Origin of the sequence: Halorubrum lipolyticum DSM 21995 (genome assembly GCF_000337375.1) — an archaeon.
In the GTDB taxonomy this organism is placed as follows: domain Archaea; phylum Halobacteriota; class Halobacteria; order Halobacteriales; family Haloferacaceae; genus Halorubrum; species Halorubrum lipolyticum.
On record NZ_AOJG01000012.1, the window covers coordinates 103,659 to 121,044 of the forward strand.

Consider the following 17,386-nt stretch of genomic DNA (forward strand, 5'->3'; position numbering starts at 1 on the left):
GCGCGGACGCCCCCGCCGCCGACTGCGACGCCTAACCGAGGTGGCTCCGTATTTCCGGGACCAACTCGTCGGCGTCGACCGGCTTCGTCACGTAGCCGTCGGCGCCGGCCTTCACCGCCTCCATCATCTTCTCCTGCTGGTCGACGCTCGTGCACATCACGATCACGGCGTCGGGCCAGCGCTCTTTGATCGCGGCGGTCGCCTCGATCCCGGTCATCTCGGGCATGACGACGTCCATCGACACCGCGTCCGGTTCGTACGCCTCGAACAGCTCCACCGCCTCCGCACCGTGTTCCGCCTCGCCGACCACCTCGAATGGGCCCTCCAGCGCGTCCCGGACGACGGTCCGCTGGAACGAGGAGTCGTCGACGACGAGTACCCGCTCAGTCATGTCTGCCCGTCGGCGGCTGAGCGTCATAAGCGCGCGGATCGACTACGTGATCGCGCGCATTCCACCGCCGTCGACTCGCGAGAATCCCTTGTATATCCGGTGAAGCGTATAATGGACATAGGAACAAGGTTAAGGTGTATCCGGCGGTATCAATCTCCATGGAAACGCGGAAAGTCCAGCGGTTGGGGCCGTCGACGCTGGCGATGACCCTCCCCGCTGAGTGGGCGAAGGAGCACGGCGTCAACAAGGGGGACGAGGTGTCGCTGCGGATGGGCGGGAAGGGGACCCTCACGGTCCTGCCGGAGTCGGTGAGCACGGAGGAGTCGGAGGCGGTGATAAACGCCGACGGCCTCGACGCGCGCTCGCTCGAGCGCGCCATCGTCGCCCAGTACGTGCTCGGGCGGCGCGTGATCCACGTCCGCAGCGAGGGGACGCTCGACAGCGAGCACATCAACGCCGTTTATAAAGCCGAGACGCAGCTGATGGGGCTCGGCGTCATCGAGGAGACGCCGGAAGACATCTCGATCCGGTGTTCCGTCGACCCCGAGGACTTCACCCTCGACAACCTGCTCGAGCGGCTGGAGAACACGGGATCGACGATGCGCGGCGAGGCGGTGAAGGCGCTCGCGCACGGCAACCCCGACCTAGCCCAGCGCGCGCTCAACCGGGAGCGGCAGGCGAACAAGATATTCGTGCTCCTGCTCCGGCTGATCTTCACGGCGTACCAGAACCCGAACCTCGCCCGCGCGGTCGGGTTGGAGGAGGGGTTCCCGCTCATCGGCTACCGGTCAGTCGCGAAGAACCTCGAACTCACCGCCGACAACGCGGAGGACATCGCCGACATCGTGATGGAGGCGGAGGGCCACACGCTCGACGTCGACAGCGCGACGATGCGACAGATCCGGGAGTTCACCGACCAGGTGGACGACCTGACCGCCCTCGCCGTCCGGGCGGTCGTCGAGCGCGACTACGACCTCACGGTCGAGTGCCGCGAGCTCTTCGCCCGGCTCGAGGACCGCGAACAGGAGATCCTCGGGGAGCTGCCGAGCGACCTCGACAACGACACCCTGCTGATGACCCGCGAAGTGCTCGTCAGCCTCCAGCACACCGCGGAGTACGCGATGCGAAACGCCGAGATCGCCGCGAACCTCGCGCTCAACGAGGAGTCGGAGCACGTCGAGATCATCTGATTCGACGCCGAGTCCCCGCTCGCGGCGTGGCTCGCGTCTCCGCGTTCGCATGAACTAAGTAGCCGCCCGCGAAGCGACGAGTATGAGTGAGGCATCCATCGAGTCCGACAAGGAGATCGGCGTGGCGCTCGCGTTGGGCGCGATCGCGGTCGTCGGCGCCGTCGTGATGTTCGGCCACCCGTCGCAGCTCGGGAAGGCGTGGGGGTTCGGAGCGGCGTTCGTTTTCGCCCTCTGTTCGGTCGTCGCCGTCCAGATCTTCGATTGAGCGCGGTCCGGACGAGAAACCGTTAAGAACGTTTGACGCCTACCTTCGGGACATGAGCGAGTACACCGAGGAGGAACAGCGCATCCTCGCGTACCTCACGGACAGCGTCACCCGTGGCGAGCGGTACGTCCGCTCGAAGACGATCGCCGACGCCATCGGTCTCACGGCCAAGCAGGTCGGCTCGCGCCTCCCCCGACTCGCCGAGAAGTCCGACGACGTCGACATCGAGAAGTGGGGTCGCGCGCGGTCGACGACGTGGCGCGTGACCCCGCAGGGCTAATCCCGTCCCGCCTCACTGCCGCCGATTTCGGTCCACGCCCGCCAGACTCGCGTGTTTTTAACCCCCACCGCTCCAAACGGGAGCGTATGACCGTCCGAGTCTCCCGGACGTTCGAGTTCGACGCCCCCGCCGAGGACGTGTGGGCGTTCATCTCGGACGCCGAGCAGCGCGCAGGAGCGATAAGCGTCGTCGACACCTTCGAGGTACACGGCGAGGGCCGAGCGACGTGGCACGTCGCGCTCCCGATACCGATGATCCGGTCGACGATCTCCGTCGAGACGGAGGAGGTCGAGCGCGAGCCGCCGACGCGGGTGAAGTTCGTCGGTAAGTCACGCGCCTTCCGCGTCACCGGCGAGCACACGATCACCGAGACCGACGGCGGCTGCCGGTTGGCCAACGAGTTCGTGGTCGACGGGCGGCTGCCGGGCGTCGAGTCCTTCTTCGAGCGCAACTTCGACGCGGAGCTGGACAACTTGGAAGACGCCCTACGGGCGTCGCTCGGACCGACGGCATGAGGCTCGCGTGCGTCCAGCTCGGCGTCGAGGGCGGCGCCGTCGAGGAGAACGTCGCGGCCGCGGTCGAAGCGGTCCGCGGGGCGGCGGCCGACGGGGCCGACCTGGTCGTCCTCCCGGAGCTGTTCGACGTCGGGTACTTCGCGTTCGACTCGTACGCCCGCGCGGCCGAGAGCCTCGCCGGCGACCGCTTGAGCCGGTTCGCCGCGGTCGCCGCCGAGGAGGGCGTCAACGTGCTGGCGGGGACCGTCGTCGAGGACCTCGCCGCGTCCGCGGCCGACGGGGTCGACGTGCCGGCCGACGAGGGGCTCGCGAACACGGCGGCGCTGTTCGACCGTAGCGGCGAGCGGCGGCTCGTCTACCGGAAGCGACACCTCTTCGGCTACGGCTCCGAGGAGACGGCCCGGATGGTCCCCGGCGAGCGGGAGCCGGTGGCGGAGATCGAGGGCGTCCGCGTCGGCGTGACGACCTGTTACGACCTCCGGTTCCCGGAGCAGTTCCGGCGGATGGTCGAGGCGGGCGTCGACTGCGTGCTGGTGCCGAGCGCGTGGCCGTACCCGCGCGTGGAGCACTGGCGGACGCTCGGCCGGGCGCGGGCGATCGAGAACCTGGCGTACGTCGCCGCGGTCAACGGGAGCGGCGCGTTCGACGGCGACGCGCTCTGCGGCCGGACGACCGTCTACGACCCGTGGGGGACGACGCTGGCGTCGGCGGGCGACGAGCCGACGACCGTGACCGCCGAGGTCGATCCGAGCCGCGTCGCCGCGGTGCGAGAGGAGTTCCCGGCGCTGCGCGACCGTCGGTAGTCCCGTCGGTTCGGACCGCCTCATTTATACGGGAGAAGCGATAACGATCCGATGCCGAAGTCCGACGCTTTTCTCGTTGGAGTTCGGCGACAATCCACGCGCCCGTCCCGACCACTCGGGCGGCGACGCCGGTGACAGCCCGGGGGTCCGCTGTTCGGCCGCCGCCCGCCCGCCTCCCGTCGTTCATCCGTCTCCTTCGCCTTTCGACGCCTCTCGTCCGCCCGCCTCGCCTTTCGCCACCTCTCGTCCCCCGCACTCGACGCATCGACAGCTCCGTTCGACTCCCGTCTGCGTCCTTCGGTTCCCTTCGCCCTCCCTTTCCTGAACGCCGCACAGTCGTGACCTCGCGTGTTTTGACCCGGAGAGTATCATTTCTGAGAATTTGGACGGTAGCTACTTACGGCGGTCGGGGCAGCACGTAAACGCCGCGGACGAAACCGACCGGCCCAATCCCGTTTACGGGCGGGCCGGTCGGAGACTCGCTTCCACCGTCCGTCGTCCGTCGGCTTTCGGGTTCGGGTTCACCCGCTCCCACACCGTACCCGATCCCGTTTCTCGGTACCGCGCTCCCGTCCCGCAGCGACCGGAGCGTCCCCGCGGCGAAGCGCAAGGTCGAAACCCCGGGCTCTCGAACCGACGGTCGAATGTTCCCCCGCGAGTACCGCGGCGTCGCCTTCGTCGTGGGCCTGTTCCTCGTCGTCCAGCTGGGCGCGCTGGCGCTGGTACCGGAGTTCGTCGAGAGCGGCTACCAGGCGGTCGAGAACCCGGAGAATCCGACGAACAGCCTTCTGTACATCGTCGCGATCATCGCCATGACCGGACTGATGCTCGCGGCGTTCCGCTACGACCTCGATCAGGCGATCCGACTGCTGATCGTCGGCGTCTCGGCGTGGCTCTCGTGGTACGTCTTCTCGGCGCTGGTCTCGCCGCTCGCGGCCGCCGTGCCCGCGGTCGCGGTCGGCGTCGCCCTGCTCGTGTACCCCGAGTGGTACGTGATCGACACCGCCGGGGTGCTGATGGGCGCGGGCGCGGCGGGGCTGTTCGGCATCTCGTTCGGACTGTTGCCCGCGCTGCTCCTGTTGGGGTTCCTGGCGGTCTACGACGCGATCTCGGTGTACGGCACCGAGCACATGCTGTCGCTCGCGGAGGGCGTGATGGACCTGAACATCCCCGTGGTGCTCGTGATCCCGCTGTCGCTGTCGTACTCGCTTCTCGGGGAGGAGGCGGAGCCGGCGGGCGGAGACGACGACGGCGACGACAGCCCCGATAGCGACCTCGACGACGACGATTCCGCGGACGCGGCCGCCGACGTCTCGGAGCCGACCGACATCGAGGACCGCGACGCGTTCTTCATCGGGCTCGGCGACGCCGTGATCCCGGCGGTGCTCGTGGCGAGCGCGGCGACGTTCTCGCCGGCCGCGACTCTCTCCGTGCCGCTGATCGGGATCAACATCCCCGCGCTGCTCGCGATGGTCGGCAGCCTCGGGGGGCTGCTGGTGCTGATGAGCTGGGTGATCAAGGGCCGGCCCCACGCCGGGCTCCCACTCTTAAATGGCGGCGCGATCGGCGGTTACCTGATCGGCTCCGTCGTCGCGGGCGTCCCGCTGGTCGAGGCGGTCGGTCTCGGCGGGTTCTTCTGAGTCGATGTTAGTGTCGCCGTCGGCTGTTTATACGTGATTGGTAACTGTGGATCGGCGGTGAACGCCTCCAAAGCCCCAGCCGATCACTTATAAATGCTTGTTGGCGGAGCGACGACGAACACCTCCAAAGCCCCAGCCGGCGACGACTCGCGCGACTCGCTGCGCTCCTCGCTCAGTCGCTATCGCTCCTTCGCTGCGGTGCTTTCGTCGTCGAGCGTCGTCCTCGCCGGCTGCCCCTTTGAGTCCCACCCGACCGCACAGCCTCACGCCTCCCCAGCCTCGTCAGTCGCCCTCCACGTTGTTCCGGGCGACTGACTCCCTCGCGCGTGCTCCTCGTGGCCTATCGGCCACTCGCAGGCACGCGCCACCGCACCGCATTTATAAACAACGCTGGCGCGCTACTCGCCCGCGCCGTCGCGCTCGACGGCCATCCCGAGGTCGGCCATCGCGTCGAAGAAGTTCGGGAACGAGACGTCGACGTGCTCGCCGCCGTGGATCGTCGTGGTGCCCTCGGCGACCAAGGCGGCCACCGCGAGCGACATCACGATCCGGTGGTCGGCGCGCCCGTCGACGGTCGCTCCGCGGAGGTCGCTCTCGGAGCCGTGGACCGTCAGGGTGTCCGGCTCCTCGGTCGTCTCGGCGCCCATCTTGGCCAGCTCCTCGGCCATCGCCGAGACCCGGTCGGTCTCCTTGTACCGGACGTGCTCGCAGTTCGTAATCGTGGTGTCGCCGTCGGCGACCGCGCCGAGCGCGGCGATGGTGGGGAGGAGGTCGGGCGTGTCGCCCACGTCGACCTCGACGCCCGACAGCTCGGAGCGCCGGACGGTGATGACGCCGACCTCGCGGTCCCACTCGATCTCCGCGCCCATGCGCTCGGCGATCTCGACGATCGCGGAGTCGCCCTGCGCGCTCGGCACGGCGCCCTCGATCCGGACCGGCTCGCCGGGCTCGGCGGCGACCGCCCCGGCGGCGACCAAATAGGAGATCGAGGAGAAGTCGCCGGGGACGGTGTAGCTCCCGTCCGCGGGCGCGTACGACTGCCCCCCGTCGACGACGAACCCCGCCGCGCCGGCCGCGCCGTCGAGCGCGTCGCCGCCGTCGTCGACCGGCGTGGCCTCGATCCCGAAGTCGGCGAGCAGTTCGAGCGTGATGTCGACGTACGGCGCCGATTTGAGCGGCGTCGTCAGGTCGACCTCGACCCCCTCGTCGGTGACCGCGCCGGCCATCAGCAGGGCGGTGACGTACTGCGAGGAGACGTCGCCGGGGATCGCGACCTCGCCGCCCGCGAGCGGCCCGCTCACGACGAGCGGCGCCTGCCCGTTCCCGCGGGTCGACTCCGCGCGCACGCCCAGATCGGCGAGCGCCTCGAGGAGCGGCCCCTGCGGGCGCGACCGGAGGGAGCCGTCACCGGTCAGCACGGTGGTCCCGTCCGCGAGCGCGGCCGCGGCGGTGACGAGCCGCATCGTCGTCCCGGAGTTCGCGCAGTCGATCACGTCGTCGGGGACGGCGGGGCGACCGCCGAAGCCGTCGACGACGAGCGCGTCGGCGTCGTCGGTGTCGGTCTCGGCTCCGGCCTCCGGTTCGACCGCGCCGCCGAAGGCGGTCACGGCCCGAGCGGTCGCCTTCGTGTCGGCCGAGACGAGCGGCGAGCGAACGGTCGCGCCGTCGCTGTACCCCGCGGCCAGCAGCGCGCGGTGGGTGTAACTCTTCGAGGGCGGCGCGCGGGTGGTCCCCCGCACCGTCGAGGTGGTGACGTGAACGTCCATACGTCCCCTGCCGCCCGCGGCGACAAGTGGGTACCGGCCGCGGCACGATTCTGCGGGCGGACCCGCGAGCGCAGTTCGGCGGGGTGAACCCTCTCCGGAGCCCGCCGGCGTACCCTTTATACCAACAGGAGCGTTACCGTCGCGTATGCCCCAGTGTGAGATGTGTGGCGCCGACCAGGCCTCGCTGACGACGACGAAGGTCGAAGGCGCCGAGCTGGAGCTGTGTAGCTCGTGTACGGACTTCGGCACGGAGGTCCGCGACGAGTCGACCGGCTCCGGCGGCAGCAAGTACTCCACGAGTTCGAGCTCCGGGAAGTCGTCGGGCTCCTCCGGCGGCTCGTCCGGTTCGTCCGGCTCCTCGGGCGGGTCGACGCGCCCGCGAGACATGTTCGACGACATGGACGAGATCGCCACCGACTACGACGACCGGATCCGCAACGCCCGCGAGTCCCGCGGGCTCAGCCAGGAGGAGCTGGCCGATCAGCTCAACGAGAAGGCGAGCCTCATCCGGAAGCTGGAGCGCGGCGACACGCTCCCCACCGACGACATCCAGCGGAAGCTGGAGGGCGCGCTCGACATCACGCTCGTCGAGGGCGAGTCCGTCGACGACGCCGACTGGGACAGCGGCGACGCCGGGACGATGACGCTCGGCGACGTGGTCAAGCGAAAGGATTGAGACGCCGTCTCGGCCTCCGCTCCGACGCTGCCGGTGTATCCCGGCGTTAGCGGTTTATTCCGGCGTCGTCCGCGGGCTCGCCTCCCTCTTCGGGCCCGTATCGGTCCGTCAGGTAGTCGATGATGTAATCGACCGTCTCGGGGTCGTAGCTCCAGAAGCCGTAGAACTCTCCCGGCGCGCGCTCCTCGGCGAGCAGCGCGCACTTCGCGTCGTCGTACCCGCCGCCGTCGTACGCGACGAACCACGTCTCCCGGATCTCCGCGGTCTCGCCGACGTGGACGGTGTAGTGTTCCACGTCGGGGGCGTCGCCCTCGTTCGCGGCGTACGCGTGCACGCTGAGCCGCTCCTTCTCGCCGAGCAGGTCGTAGGTGTCCGCCTCGCCGGTGAGCACGTCGAGCGTCTGGAATCCGGCGTGGAGCTCGCCGTCGCCGACCCGCCACGCGCGGTCCTCTATCTCGCGGGACGCGGCCACCATGTCCGCGCGCGAGTAGGAGGTGAACATCGTCTCGTCGAGGTGGTCCAACACCGGCTCGCCGACGCGCCGGCCTCGCGACCCCTCGGCTCTCGACTCGCCGCCGTCGCCTCCCGATTCACCGGCTCCGTTCCCGCCGGCTCCGTTCCCGCCGGGTCGCGGCAACAGCTCGTCGACGGTCACAGCCGTGACGAACTCGCCGTCGCGCGCCAGCACGGCGAACTCCCCCGGCCCGGAAGCGGTCTGGTCGTCGACGATCCGGACGTTGCGGTCGGCGAAGTACTCCCGGAGTTCGTCCGTGACCGCCGGATCGGCGTTGAACACGGTCAACGTGGCCTCGTGAGCTTCCACGCCGGCGATGAGCTCGATGAGGGACATCCCTTGTCGGACCCACAGTAGCGGGGTATAAGGTCGTTTCTGCTCTCAGAGCCAGCGAAACGGGTTTCGGTTTCGCGACTCGGGGGGTCGCTCCGGGGGCGACGCCGCCGAAGCATGAAGCTATTTGCGCCGCGACCCCCGAATACGGATATGTTCATCCTGGTGAACCTGAAGGCGTACCCGTGTGACCCGATCGAAGTCGCGACCGCCGCCCGCGACGTGGCCGAGTCGTCCGGCGCGCGAATCGCCGTCTCGCCGCAGGCCGCCGACGTCGCCCGCGTCGCCGACACCGGCGTCGAGACGTGGGCCCAGCACGTCTCGCCGAACGCGCACGGCTCCCACACCGGGTCGACGCTCGCCGAGGCGGTCGCCGACAACGGCGCCGAGGGAACGCTCGTCAACCACTCCGAGAACCGCCTGAAGCTCGCCGACATCGACGGCTCCGTCCGCGCGGCCGAGCGCGCCGACCTGGAGACGATCGTCTGCGCGAACAACCCCGCGCAGGTCGGCGCCGCCGCCGCGCTCGGGCCGGACGCGGTCGCCGTCGAGCCGCCGGAGCTCATCGGCGGCGACGTCTCCGTCTCGACGGCCGACCCCGGGATCGTCGAGGACGCGGTCGCGGCCGCGGAGGCCGTCGACCCGGCCGTCGACGTGTTCTGCGGCGCCGGCGTCTCGACCGGCGACGACGTGGGCGCCGCCGGCGACCTCGGCGCCGCCGGCGTCCTGCTGGCGTCGGGCGTCGCGAAGGCCGACGACCCGGAGGCCGTGCTCGAAGACCTCGTCAGCGGGATCTGAGTGGCCCGTCGACGGGATCCGACCCGGTCTCGTCAGGGCCAGCGACGGAGGGCGCGTTGCTGCGCTTGCGGATCGATATAAAAACACCGGTGCGACGCGTTCACACGATCGCGGAAACCGCATGACTGCGACGGGATCGACTGCGCGTTCGAATCGCGCCGTCTAGTAACCTTTAACCGACACAAGCCGGTACATTTGGCCAAGATGGCGAGCAACAAGATCCTCGGTATCGACCTCGGTACCACCAACTCCGCGTTCGCGGTGATGGAAGGCGACGAGCCCGAGATCATCGCCAACGCGGAAGGCGACCGGACCACCCCCTCGGTCGTCGCCTTCGCCGACGACGGCGAGCGACTCGTCGGCAAGCCGGCGAAGAACCAGGCCGTTCAGAACCCCGACCGCACGATCCAGTCGATCAAGCGCCACATGGGCGACGACGGCTACACCGTCGATATCGGCGACGAGGAGTACACGCCGGAGCAGGTCTCGGCGATGATCCTCCAGAAGATCAAGCGCGACGCCGAGGAGTACCTCGGCGACGACGTCGAGAAGGCGGTCATCACCGTCCCCGCGTACTTCAACGACAAGCAGCGGCAGGCGACCAAGGACGCCGGCGAGATCGCCGGCTTCGAGGTCGAGCGCATCGTCAACGAGCCGACCGCGGCCTCCATGGCGTACGGCCTCGACGACGAGTCCGACCAGACCGTCCTCGTGTACGACCTCGGGGGCGGGACGTTCGACGTGTCGGTCCTCGATCTGGGCGGCGGCGTCTACGAGGTCGTCGCCACGAACGGGGACAACGACCTCGGCGGCGACGACTGGGACGAGGCGCTCATCGACCACCTCGCCGACGAGTTCCAGAACAACCACGGGATCGACCTCCGCGAGGACCGGCAGGCGCTCCAGCGGCTGAAAGACGCCGCCGAGGAGGCGAAGATCGAGCTGTCGAACAAGAAGGAGACCACCGTCAACCTCCCCTTCATCACGGCGACCGACAGCGGTCCGGTCCACCTCGAGCAGTCGGTCACCCGCGCGACGTTCGAGAACCTCACCTCGGACCTCATCGAGCGCACCGTCGAGCCGACCGAGCAGGCGCTCTCCGACGCTGACTACTCGAAGTCGGACATCGACGAGGTCATCCTCGTCGGCGGCTCCACCCGGATGCCGCAGGTCCAGGAGAAGGTCGAGGAGCTCGTCGGCCAGGAGCCGAAGAAGAACGTCAACCCGGACGAGGCGGTCGCGCTCGGCGCGGCGGTCCAAGGCGGCGTTCTCTCCGGCGACGTCGACGACATCGTCCTGCTCGACGTGACTCCGCTCTCGCTCGGGATCGAGGTGAAGGGCGGCCTCTTCGAGCGGCTCATCGAGAAGAACACCACGATTCCCACCGAGGAGTCGAAGGTGTTCACCACGGCCGCGGACAACCAGACCTCCGTCAACGTCCGCGTCTTCCAGGGCGAACGCGAGATCGCCGACGAGAACGAGCTGCTCGGCGCGTTCCAGCTCTCGGGCATCCCGCCGGCGCCCGCCGGAACCCCCCAGATCGAGGTCTCCTTTAACATCGACGAGAACGGCATCGTCAACGTCGAGGCCGAGGACCAGGGCTCGGGCAACGCCGAGTCGATCACCATCGAGGGCGGCGTCGGCCTCTCCGACGAGGAGATCGACCAGATGCAGGAGGAAGCCGAGAAACACGCGGAGGAGGACGAGGCCCGCCGCGAGCGGATCGAGGCCCGCAACGAGGCCGAGACGACGATCCAGCGCGCCGAGACCCTCTTAGAGGAGAACGAGGAGGAGCTCGACGACGACGAGCTCGTCGCCGACATCGAGGCGGCCATCGAAGACGTGGAGGCGGTCCTCGAGGACGAGGACGCCGACACCGACGAGATCGAGTCCGCGACCGAGGCGCTCACCGAGGAGCTGCAGGAGATCGGCAAGCGGATGTACGAGGGACAGGCCGCGCAGGCCGGTCCGGGCGGCGCGGGCGGCGCGGCCGGCGCCGGTCCGGGCGGCATGGGCGGCATGGGCGGTCCGGGCGGTGCGGGCCCCGGCGGTGCAGGCGGTGCGGGGGCCGACGGCGACGACGGGGAGTACGTCGACGCCGACTTCGAGGACGTGGACGAGGACGACGAGGAGTAGTCGCTCGCCCCCCGCCTTCGGACGCGCCGCGTAACGCGACCCAGACACGAACGACCCAACAACGAACAACGAACGTAACGCATGAGCGAGAACTTCTACGACGTCCTCGGGGTATCGCGGGACGCCAGCGAGGAAGAGATCAAGAAGGCGTACCGCAAGCAGGCCGCCGAACACCACCCCGACGTCAGCGACGACGACGACGCCGAGGAGCGGTTCAAGAAGATCCAGAAGGCCAAGGAGGTGCTCACCGACGAGCAGAAGCGCCAGCAGTACGACCAGCTGGGACACGACCGCTTCACCGAGGCCGACAAGCGCGGCGCGACGGGCGGCGGCGGTCCCGGCGGTGCGGGCGGCCCCTTCGGCGGCGCCGGAGGTGCCGGCGGCGCCGGCGGCTTCGAGGACATCTTCAACCAGTTCTTCGGCGGCGGTCGCGGCGGTGGTGGCAGTGGCGGCGGCAACCGACCGCGTCAGGGACAGGACCTCCGGACCGGACTCGCGATCGACCTGGAGGAGGCGTTCGAGGGCGCGACCAAGGAGGTCACGCTCACGCGACCGACGACGTGTGACACCTGCGACGGCGCGGGCCACCCGCCCGACGCCGACGTGGAGACCTGCCCGCAGTGTAACGGTCGCGGGCAGGTCCAGCAGGTGCAGCAGACGCCTCTCGGTCGGGTTCAGCAGACCTCGACGTGTCCCCGCTGCGAGGGCGAGGGAGAGCTGTACAGCGAGGACTGCGCCGACTGCGGCGGCGACGGCGTCGTCCGCGAGGAGGCGACGCTCTCGGTCGAGATTCCGGCGGGGATCCGCTCCGGACAGAGCCTCCGGATGGAGCGCGAGGGCGCGCCCGGCGAGAACGGCGGCCCCAACGGCGACCTGCTGATCGAGGTCGACGTGGAGGTCGGCGACCGGTTCGAGCGCGACGGCGACGACCTCCGGGTGAGCGAGGCCGTCTCCTTCCCGCAGGCCGTCTTCGGCGACACCATCGAGGTCGAGACGGTCGACGGCAGCGTCGAGATGGACGTGCCCGCCGGCACCCAGAGCGGGGAGACGTTCCGGCTCAAGGGGAAGGGGATGCCCCGTCTCCGTCGGCGCGGGCGCGGCGACCTCTACGTGCAGGTCGGCGTCGTGATACCCGACTCGCTCAACGAGGAGCAGCGCGAGGCGCTGGAGGCGTTCGCGGAGGCCGGCGGCGAAGACATCGACGTCGGCGGCGGCTTCTTCGAGAAGCTGAAGAGTTCCTTTTAAATCCCTTCGGCGGTCCGTTGCCGACTCGCCTTCGCCGACCCCTACCTTTTCCGCGGTCCGGCCCGTTCCCCCGGGTATGGGCTACGACGCGACCGCCTACGACGACGTGGAACCGCGCGCCCCCGGCATGTACTTCCTCCGCGACGCGCTCGACTGCGAGGAGCTCGGAGTCACGGTCGTCGAGGCCGACGACGGCTGGGAGGGGATGGAACACGACCACGCCGACGCCGATCACGAGGAGGTGTACGTGCTGCTCCACGGCGAGGCGACGCTCACCGTCGACGGCGAGCCCGTCGCGCTCGGTCCCGGCGACGCGGTGCGGGTCGACGCCGACTCCACGCGCGACCTGGCCGTTACCGCCGACGGCTCGAAGATGGTCATCGCCGGCGCGCCCTGAGCGCTCTCCGGCCGACTCTCCGCGTCCGACTCCCGAGGCCCGGCTCGCGACCCGCGGGAACGCCTCCGCGTTTTTAAGTCTCGCCCGCCCCGAGCCCCGCGTATGGACGTCGTCGGCGACTTGCTCGCTCGGGACCGGCGGAGCCGCGACACCGCGCTCGTCACGGCCGACGGCCGCGAGCGCACGTATCGCGACCTGATCACCAACGCGTACAAGGCCGCCAACGTGTTGCGCTACCTCGGCGCGCGCGAGGGGTCGACCGTCGCCGTCGACCCGACGCCGGGGTTCCACACGACGCTCGCCTTTTTGGGCGCCGCGGGGCTGGGCGCCCCGGTCCGATTCGATCCGACGGCGGGGATCGAACGCGGCGACCGCGTGGTCCTCGTCGCCGTCGCGGACGAGCCGGCGACGGAACCGGCGCCCGGCACGAACCTCGCCGCCTTCGGCGGCCCGCCGACCCGCCCGGAGACGACCCACTGGGAACAGGAGCTGTGGAGCGAGAACCCGGGGACGCCGCCGAGCGCGGTCGGCCCCGACGACCCGGTCGTCCGCGACGGGGCCGGCGACGGCGAAACCACCCACCGAACCCTCCTCGCGGCGGCCGCCGCGACCGTCGAGCGACACGGGATCGACGCCGAGACCCGGGTCGTCCTCCGGAGCGACCTCTCGGACCCGCGCGCGCTCGCCGCCGGCGTGGTCGCGCCGCTCTCGGTCGGCGGAGCGGTCGTGCTGACCGACGGCGGCTCCGGTCGTGAAAACGGCGAGCCGCGCGGCGATCTGGCGGTGGTCGTCGGCGACGCGGAGACCGAACCGCCGGAGCCGGAGCGAGCGACGCTGCCGGCGCTCGGCGGGACGTGACCCCCGAGGGCGTCAGTCGTCCGCCGGGTTCGGCGCGGCCGCCTGCTCCCGCTGGTGTCGCAGACACGACGACTCGTGGCCCTCGGAGTGGACGGTCCGCTCCGGGACCGTCTCGGCGCACGGCGTCGTGAATCGGTCTGAGAGAAGCTCCGCCGCCTCTTCGTCGTCGCCGGCGAGGAGCCGGTCGATCGCGTCCTGAAGCGTGTCTTCGATCTCGGGGTCGCCGATCCGCTCGCCGATGTCGAACTCCGTTCGGAGCTGTGCGCCGACCTCGCCGTCGCTCGCCGGTCCGCCGTCGACGGCGACGTTCTCTCGGATGCTCTCGACGTCGACCCGGCCGGCGGCGACGCGGTCGCGGAAGTTCAGTATCCCGCGCCAGTCGGACTGGTCGACGTCGATCCCGTCCGGCTGGATGACGCGGTGACACCGCGTGTGGAACCGGCACCCGCTCGGCGGATTCGTCGGGCTCGGCACCGTCCCGGCGAGCTCGATCCCGCCGACCGTCGACCGCGGGTCCGGCGTCGGGATCGACGACAGCAGCGCCTCGGTGTAGGGGTGTTGCGGGTCGGCGAACACCTCGTCGGTCGGTCCGACCTCGACGATCTCGCCGAGGTACATCACCGCGACGCGGTCGCAGATCCGACGGATCACCGACATGTCGTGGCTGATGAACAGCAGCGAGAGGTCGAACTCCGTCTGGAGGTCGTCGATGAGCGAGAGGATCTCCGCCTGGATCGACACGTCGAGCGCCGAGACGGGCTCGTCCGCGATGATCAGGTCCGGGTTCAACACGAGCGCCCGGGCCAGCGCGATCCGCTGTTTCTGACCGCCGGAGAACTCGTGGGGGTATCGGTCGTAATCCGTCGCCGAGAGCCCGACGCGTTCGAGCAGATCCTCGACGATCGCGCGCCGCCGGTGGCGGTCCGACATCCCGTGGACCTCCAGCATCTCCGCGACCGCGCCGCCGACGGTCATCCGCGGGTCGAAGCTCGACGCCGGGTCCTGGAAGATCATCTGGGCCCCGCGCCGGAAGCGCTTGAGCTCCGCGTCGGAGAACCGGGTCACGTCGTTCGGGTGCGTGCCGTCCGGGTTGCGGGTCGCGCCGCCCCGGCCGTTCCCGTTGAACACGACCTCGCCGGCGGTCGGCTCCTCCAGGCGGATGACCGAGCTCGCGGCCGTCGACTTCCCGCAGCCGGACTCGCCGACCAGCCCCAGCGTCTCACCGGGCGCGATGTCGAAGCCGATCCCGTCGACCGCCTTCGCGGCGCCGACCTGTCGATTGAAGATCCCCTTCCGGATCGGGTAGTGCTTCTTCAGGTCCCGCACCGAGAGGATCGGCTCGTCAGTCATCCGCCGAACTCACCTCGTTCGAGCCCGACTCGACGCCGGGGGCGTTCTCGCGGAGCAGGGACGGGTCGCGGCCGTCCCGGTAGTGGATACAGGAGACCCGCTGCCCGGGGCTCACTTCCAGCTCCTCGGGCTGTTCGCCGGTCCGGCACGCCTGCTCCGCGTACGAGCAGCGCGGCGCGAACCGACAGCCGTCCGGCGGGTCGCGCGGGTTCGGCAGCGTGCCGGGAATCCCGCCCTCGTTCCCGCCGATCTCCGGGACGCAATTCAGCAGCTGCTGGGTGTACGGGTGCGCCGGATGCTCGAAGATGTCGAGCACGCCGCCGCGCTCCATCACCTTCCCGGCGTACATCACCACGATCCGGTCGGCGATCTGCGCGACCACCCCGAGGTCGTGGGTCACGAAGAGGACCCCCATGTCGAACTCGTCTTGGAGCTCGTCGAGCAGCTTCAGGATCTGCGCCTGCACCGTCACGTCGAGCGCGGTCGTCGGCTCGTCGGCGATCAGCAGGTCGGGGTCGCCCACGAGCGCCATCGCGATCATCACGCGCTGTTTCTGGCCGCCGGAGAACTCGTGGGGGTAGTCGTCGAAGCGCGCGCTCGCGTTGGCGATGCCGACCCGGTCGAGCAGGTCGACGGCCCGCGCCCGCGCCTCCTCGTCCGGAACGTCCTCGTGGATCTGGAGCGCCTCGGCGATCTGCCACCCCACGGTGTAACAGTGGTTCATCGCCTCCTGCGGGTTCTGGAAGATGTGCGCGATCCCGTTTCCGCGGATCCGCCGGAGCTCCTCGTCGGACATCGACATCAGGTCGCTGCCCTTGAACCGGACCGTCCCCTCGACGCGGCCAGGCGGCTCCTTGACGATCCGCGTGATCGACTCGGTCGCGACCGTCTTTCCGGAGCCAGACTCGCCGACGATACACACCGTCTCGCCCTCGTCGACGGTGAAGCCGACGCCGTCGACGGCGGTGAGGTCTCCGTTGTCGGTGCTGAACGTCGTCGTGAGGTCTTCGACCTCGAGCAGTGGAGTGGACATTATGCGTTCTCCGCCTCCGCTTCGGGGTTCAAGGCGTCCAGCAGCGCGTCACCGAGGAAGTTGAACGCCAAGATGGTCAAGAACAGCACCATACCGGGCGCCAGAACGATCCACGGCGCGAACGAGAGGTCGCTCCGACCGGCCGAGATGAGCTGTCCCCACGAGGGGATCGTGGAGTCGCCGAGCCCGAGGAACGCGAGCTGCGCCTCGGCGAGCAGGAACCCCGGAATGAGCAGCGTGAGCTGCGTGATGATGCTGCTGGCCGCGTTCGGCACGACGTGGCGCCGCACGACGCGGTAGGTGCTGGCGCCGCTGATCCGGTTCGCCTTGATGAACTCCTCTTCGGAGATCGACAGCGACTTGCTGCGGACGTACCGGGCGGTGCCGCCCCACGCGAACGCCGCGAAGACGAGGATGAACATCCCGAGCCCGGCACCGTATATATAGAGGATGAGCAGGAACATCAGCAGCGTCGGGAACGAGAGCACGATGTCGACGAACCGCATCATCAGCTCGTCGACCCAGCCGCCGGCGTACGCGCTGACCGTTCCGAAGGTGATGCCGACCGTCGCCACGATGGTCGTCGTGATGAAGCCGATCTGCATGCTGATCGTCATCCCGTGAACGATCCCCGCGAACACGTCTTTCCCGCCGGCCGTCGTGCCGAGGGGGTGTTGCCACGTCCCCTGACACTGGCCGCCGACGATGTCGCCGACGCACGTCGAGACGTACGACTGCTCGACCGAGAGGAAGACGGGCGGCTGGTAGCCGGTGAGGATGCTCTGTTCGGGCGCGCTGATGAAGAACGGGCCGAATATCCCGCCGACGAACACGACCGCGAGCCAGCCGAGGCTCACGACCGCCGGCCGGTTGCGTTTGAACTCCCGCCAGTAGTACTTCGTCCGCCGCGGGTTCTGGAACAGCGGGAGGACGATGTAGAACGCGAACAGCAGCAGGGTGAAAATGAACAGGTAATCGACGGTCCCCACGTCCCACGCCGGACCGACGGGTTCGAGGGTCGGCGTCCGCTCGTCGAGGATCTGCCAGTCGTACAGCGCGACTATCAGGAGCGGGAGCGCGGTGGCGAGCATGCCGATGCTGTTGATCGACAGGTCGAACCACCGCGACCGCGATATCTCCGCCCAGTCGACCTGGTCGAATCGTTCCGGTTTCTGTGTTGCCATGTCTGTGTCCTC

Annotated in this window: 18 protein-coding genes; 12 read left to right on the plus strand and 6 right to left on the minus strand. The window is 69.5% G+C overall.

Going from position 1 to position 17,386, the window contains the following annotated elements; translation table 11 throughout:
- Positions 1 to 31 precede the first annotated feature (31 nt).
- Positions 32 to 391, minus strand: coding sequence for a response regulator (locus tag C469_RS05230; protein ID WP_049911053.1), 360 nt, complete (start codon positions 389 to 391; stop codon positions 32 to 34).
- Positions 392 to 549: 158 nt separating this feature from the next.
- On the opposite strand from C469_RS05230, the gene C469_RS05235 reads away from it, so the two are divergent.
- The 6 genes from C469_RS05235 to C469_RS05260 all read left to right on the plus strand — a co-directional run bounded on the left by C469_RS05235 (position 550) and on the right by C469_RS05260 (position 5,084).
- Positions 550 to 1,581 carry a phosphate signaling complex PhoU family protein gene (locus C469_RS05235; RefSeq protein WP_008004475.1) on the plus strand — a complete coding sequence of 344 codons (1,032 nt, stop codon included), beginning with the start codon at positions 550 to 552 and terminating at the stop codon, positions 1,579 to 1,581.
- 82 nt (positions 1,582 to 1,663) lie between these two features.
- Positions 1,664 to 1,846, plus strand: coding sequence for a DUF7525 family protein (locus C469_RS05240; protein ID WP_008004477.1), 183 nt, complete (start codon positions 1,664 to 1,666; stop codon positions 1,844 to 1,846).
- 52 nt (positions 1,847 to 1,898) lie between these two features.
- Complete coding sequence (locus C469_RS05245; RefSeq protein WP_007998354.1) at positions 1,899 to 2,126, plus strand: DUF7123 family protein; 228 nt, start codon at positions 1,899 to 1,901, stop codon at positions 2,124 to 2,126.
- Between the two features lie 86 nt (positions 2,127 to 2,212).
- Entirely contained in the window at positions 2,213 to 2,641 is a 429-nt protein-coding gene (locus tag C469_RS05250; protein WP_008004479.1) for a CoxG family protein, read from the plus strand.
- The gene (locus C469_RS05255; RefSeq protein ID WP_008004482.1) at positions 2,638 to 3,444 is read left to right on the plus strand and encodes a carbon-nitrogen family hydrolase; all 807 of its coding nucleotides are present in this window, start codon (positions 2,638 to 2,640) and stop codon (positions 3,442 to 3,444) included. The genes C469_RS05250 and C469_RS05255 overlap by 4 nt, the downstream gene beginning before the upstream one ends.
- Positions 3,445 to 4,088: 644 nt before the next feature.
- The gene (locus C469_RS05260) at positions 4,089 to 5,084 is read left to right on the plus strand and encodes a presenilin family intramembrane aspartyl protease PSH (protein ID WP_008004484.1); all 996 of its coding nucleotides are present in this window, start codon (positions 4,089 to 4,091) and stop codon (positions 5,082 to 5,084) included.
- A 398-nt stretch (positions 5,085 to 5,482) separates the two neighbouring features.
- Here the strand turns inward: C469_RS05260 and aroA are convergent, their stop codons facing one another.
- Positions 5,483 to 6,850 carry a 3-phosphoshikimate 1-carboxyvinyltransferase gene (aroA, locus tag C469_RS05265; RefSeq protein WP_008004486.1) on the minus strand — a complete coding sequence of 456 codons (1,368 nt, stop codon included), beginning with the start codon at positions 6,848 to 6,850 and terminating at the stop codon, positions 5,483 to 5,485.
- A gap of 145 nt (positions 6,851 to 6,995) precedes the next feature.
- Here aroA and C469_RS05270 point away from each other — a divergent pair, with 145 nt between their 5' ends.
- Positions 6,996 to 7,526 (plus strand): multiprotein bridging factor aMBF1, encoded by a 531-nt coding sequence (locus tag C469_RS05270; RefSeq protein WP_008004487.1) that lies wholly within the window; start codon positions 6,996 to 6,998, stop codon positions 7,524 to 7,526.
- 46 nt (positions 7,527 to 7,572) lie between these two features.
- Here the strand turns inward: C469_RS05270 and C469_RS05275 are convergent, their stop codons facing one another.
- Positions 7,573 to 8,376: a DICT sensory domain-containing protein gene (locus C469_RS05275; RefSeq protein ID WP_008004488.1), complete on the minus strand. Its 804-nt coding sequence runs from the start codon at positions 8,374 to 8,376 to the stop codon at positions 7,573 to 7,575.
- A gap of 150 nt (positions 8,377 to 8,526) precedes the next feature.
- Here C469_RS05275 and tpiA point away from each other — a divergent pair, with 150 nt between their 5' ends.
- From tpiA to C469_RS05300, 5 genes are all read left to right on the plus strand, one after another.
- Complete coding sequence (gene tpiA, locus C469_RS05280; RefSeq protein ID WP_008004490.1) at positions 8,527 to 9,171, plus strand: triose-phosphate isomerase; 645 nt, start codon at positions 8,527 to 8,529, stop codon at positions 9,169 to 9,171.
- A 204-nt stretch (positions 9,172 to 9,375) separates the two neighbouring features.
- Positions 9,376 to 11,307, plus strand: a complete 1,932-nt coding sequence (dnaK, locus tag C469_RS05285) for a molecular chaperone DnaK (RefSeq protein WP_008004492.1) — start codon at positions 9,376 to 9,378, stop codon at positions 11,305 to 11,307.
- An 81-nt stretch (positions 11,308 to 11,388) separates the two neighbouring features.
- Positions 11,389 to 12,552, plus strand: coding sequence for a molecular chaperone DnaJ (gene dnaJ / locus C469_RS05290; RefSeq protein ID WP_008004494.1), 1,164 nt, complete (start codon positions 11,389 to 11,391; stop codon positions 12,550 to 12,552).
- A gap of 76 nt (positions 12,553 to 12,628) precedes the next feature.
- Positions 12,629 to 12,949, plus strand: coding sequence for a cupin domain-containing protein (locus tag C469_RS05295; protein ID WP_008004496.1), 321 nt, complete (start codon positions 12,629 to 12,631; stop codon positions 12,947 to 12,949).
- Positions 12,950 to 13,051: 102 nt separating this feature from the next.
- Positions 13,052 to 13,807, plus strand: coding sequence for an AMP-binding protein (locus C469_RS05300; protein WP_008004498.1), 756 nt, complete (start codon positions 13,052 to 13,054; stop codon positions 13,805 to 13,807).
- A gap of 12 nt (positions 13,808 to 13,819) precedes the next feature.
- Here C469_RS05300 and C469_RS05305 read toward each other — a convergent pair whose 3' ends face one another.
- From C469_RS05305 to C469_RS05315, 3 genes are read right to left on the minus strand one after another with little or no spacing between them, the layout of a single operon-like run.
- Complete coding sequence (locus C469_RS05305) at positions 13,820 to 15,157, minus strand: ABC transporter ATP-binding protein (RefSeq protein WP_008004500.1); 1,338 nt, start codon at positions 15,155 to 15,157, stop codon at positions 13,820 to 13,822.
- Positions 15,150 to 16,190: an ABC transporter ATP-binding protein gene (locus C469_RS05310; protein WP_008004501.1), complete on the minus strand. Its 1,041-nt coding sequence runs from the start codon at positions 16,188 to 16,190 to the stop codon at positions 15,150 to 15,152. The genes C469_RS05305 and C469_RS05310 overlap by 8 nt, the downstream gene beginning before the upstream one ends.
- The gene (locus tag C469_RS05315; RefSeq protein WP_008004503.1) at positions 16,190 to 17,374 is read right to left on the minus strand and encodes an ABC transporter permease; all 1,185 of its coding nucleotides are present in this window, start codon (positions 17,372 to 17,374) and stop codon (positions 16,190 to 16,192) included. The genes C469_RS05310 and C469_RS05315 overlap by 1 nt, the downstream gene beginning before the upstream one ends.
- Between the last annotated feature and the right edge of the window lie 12 nt (positions 17,375 to 17,386).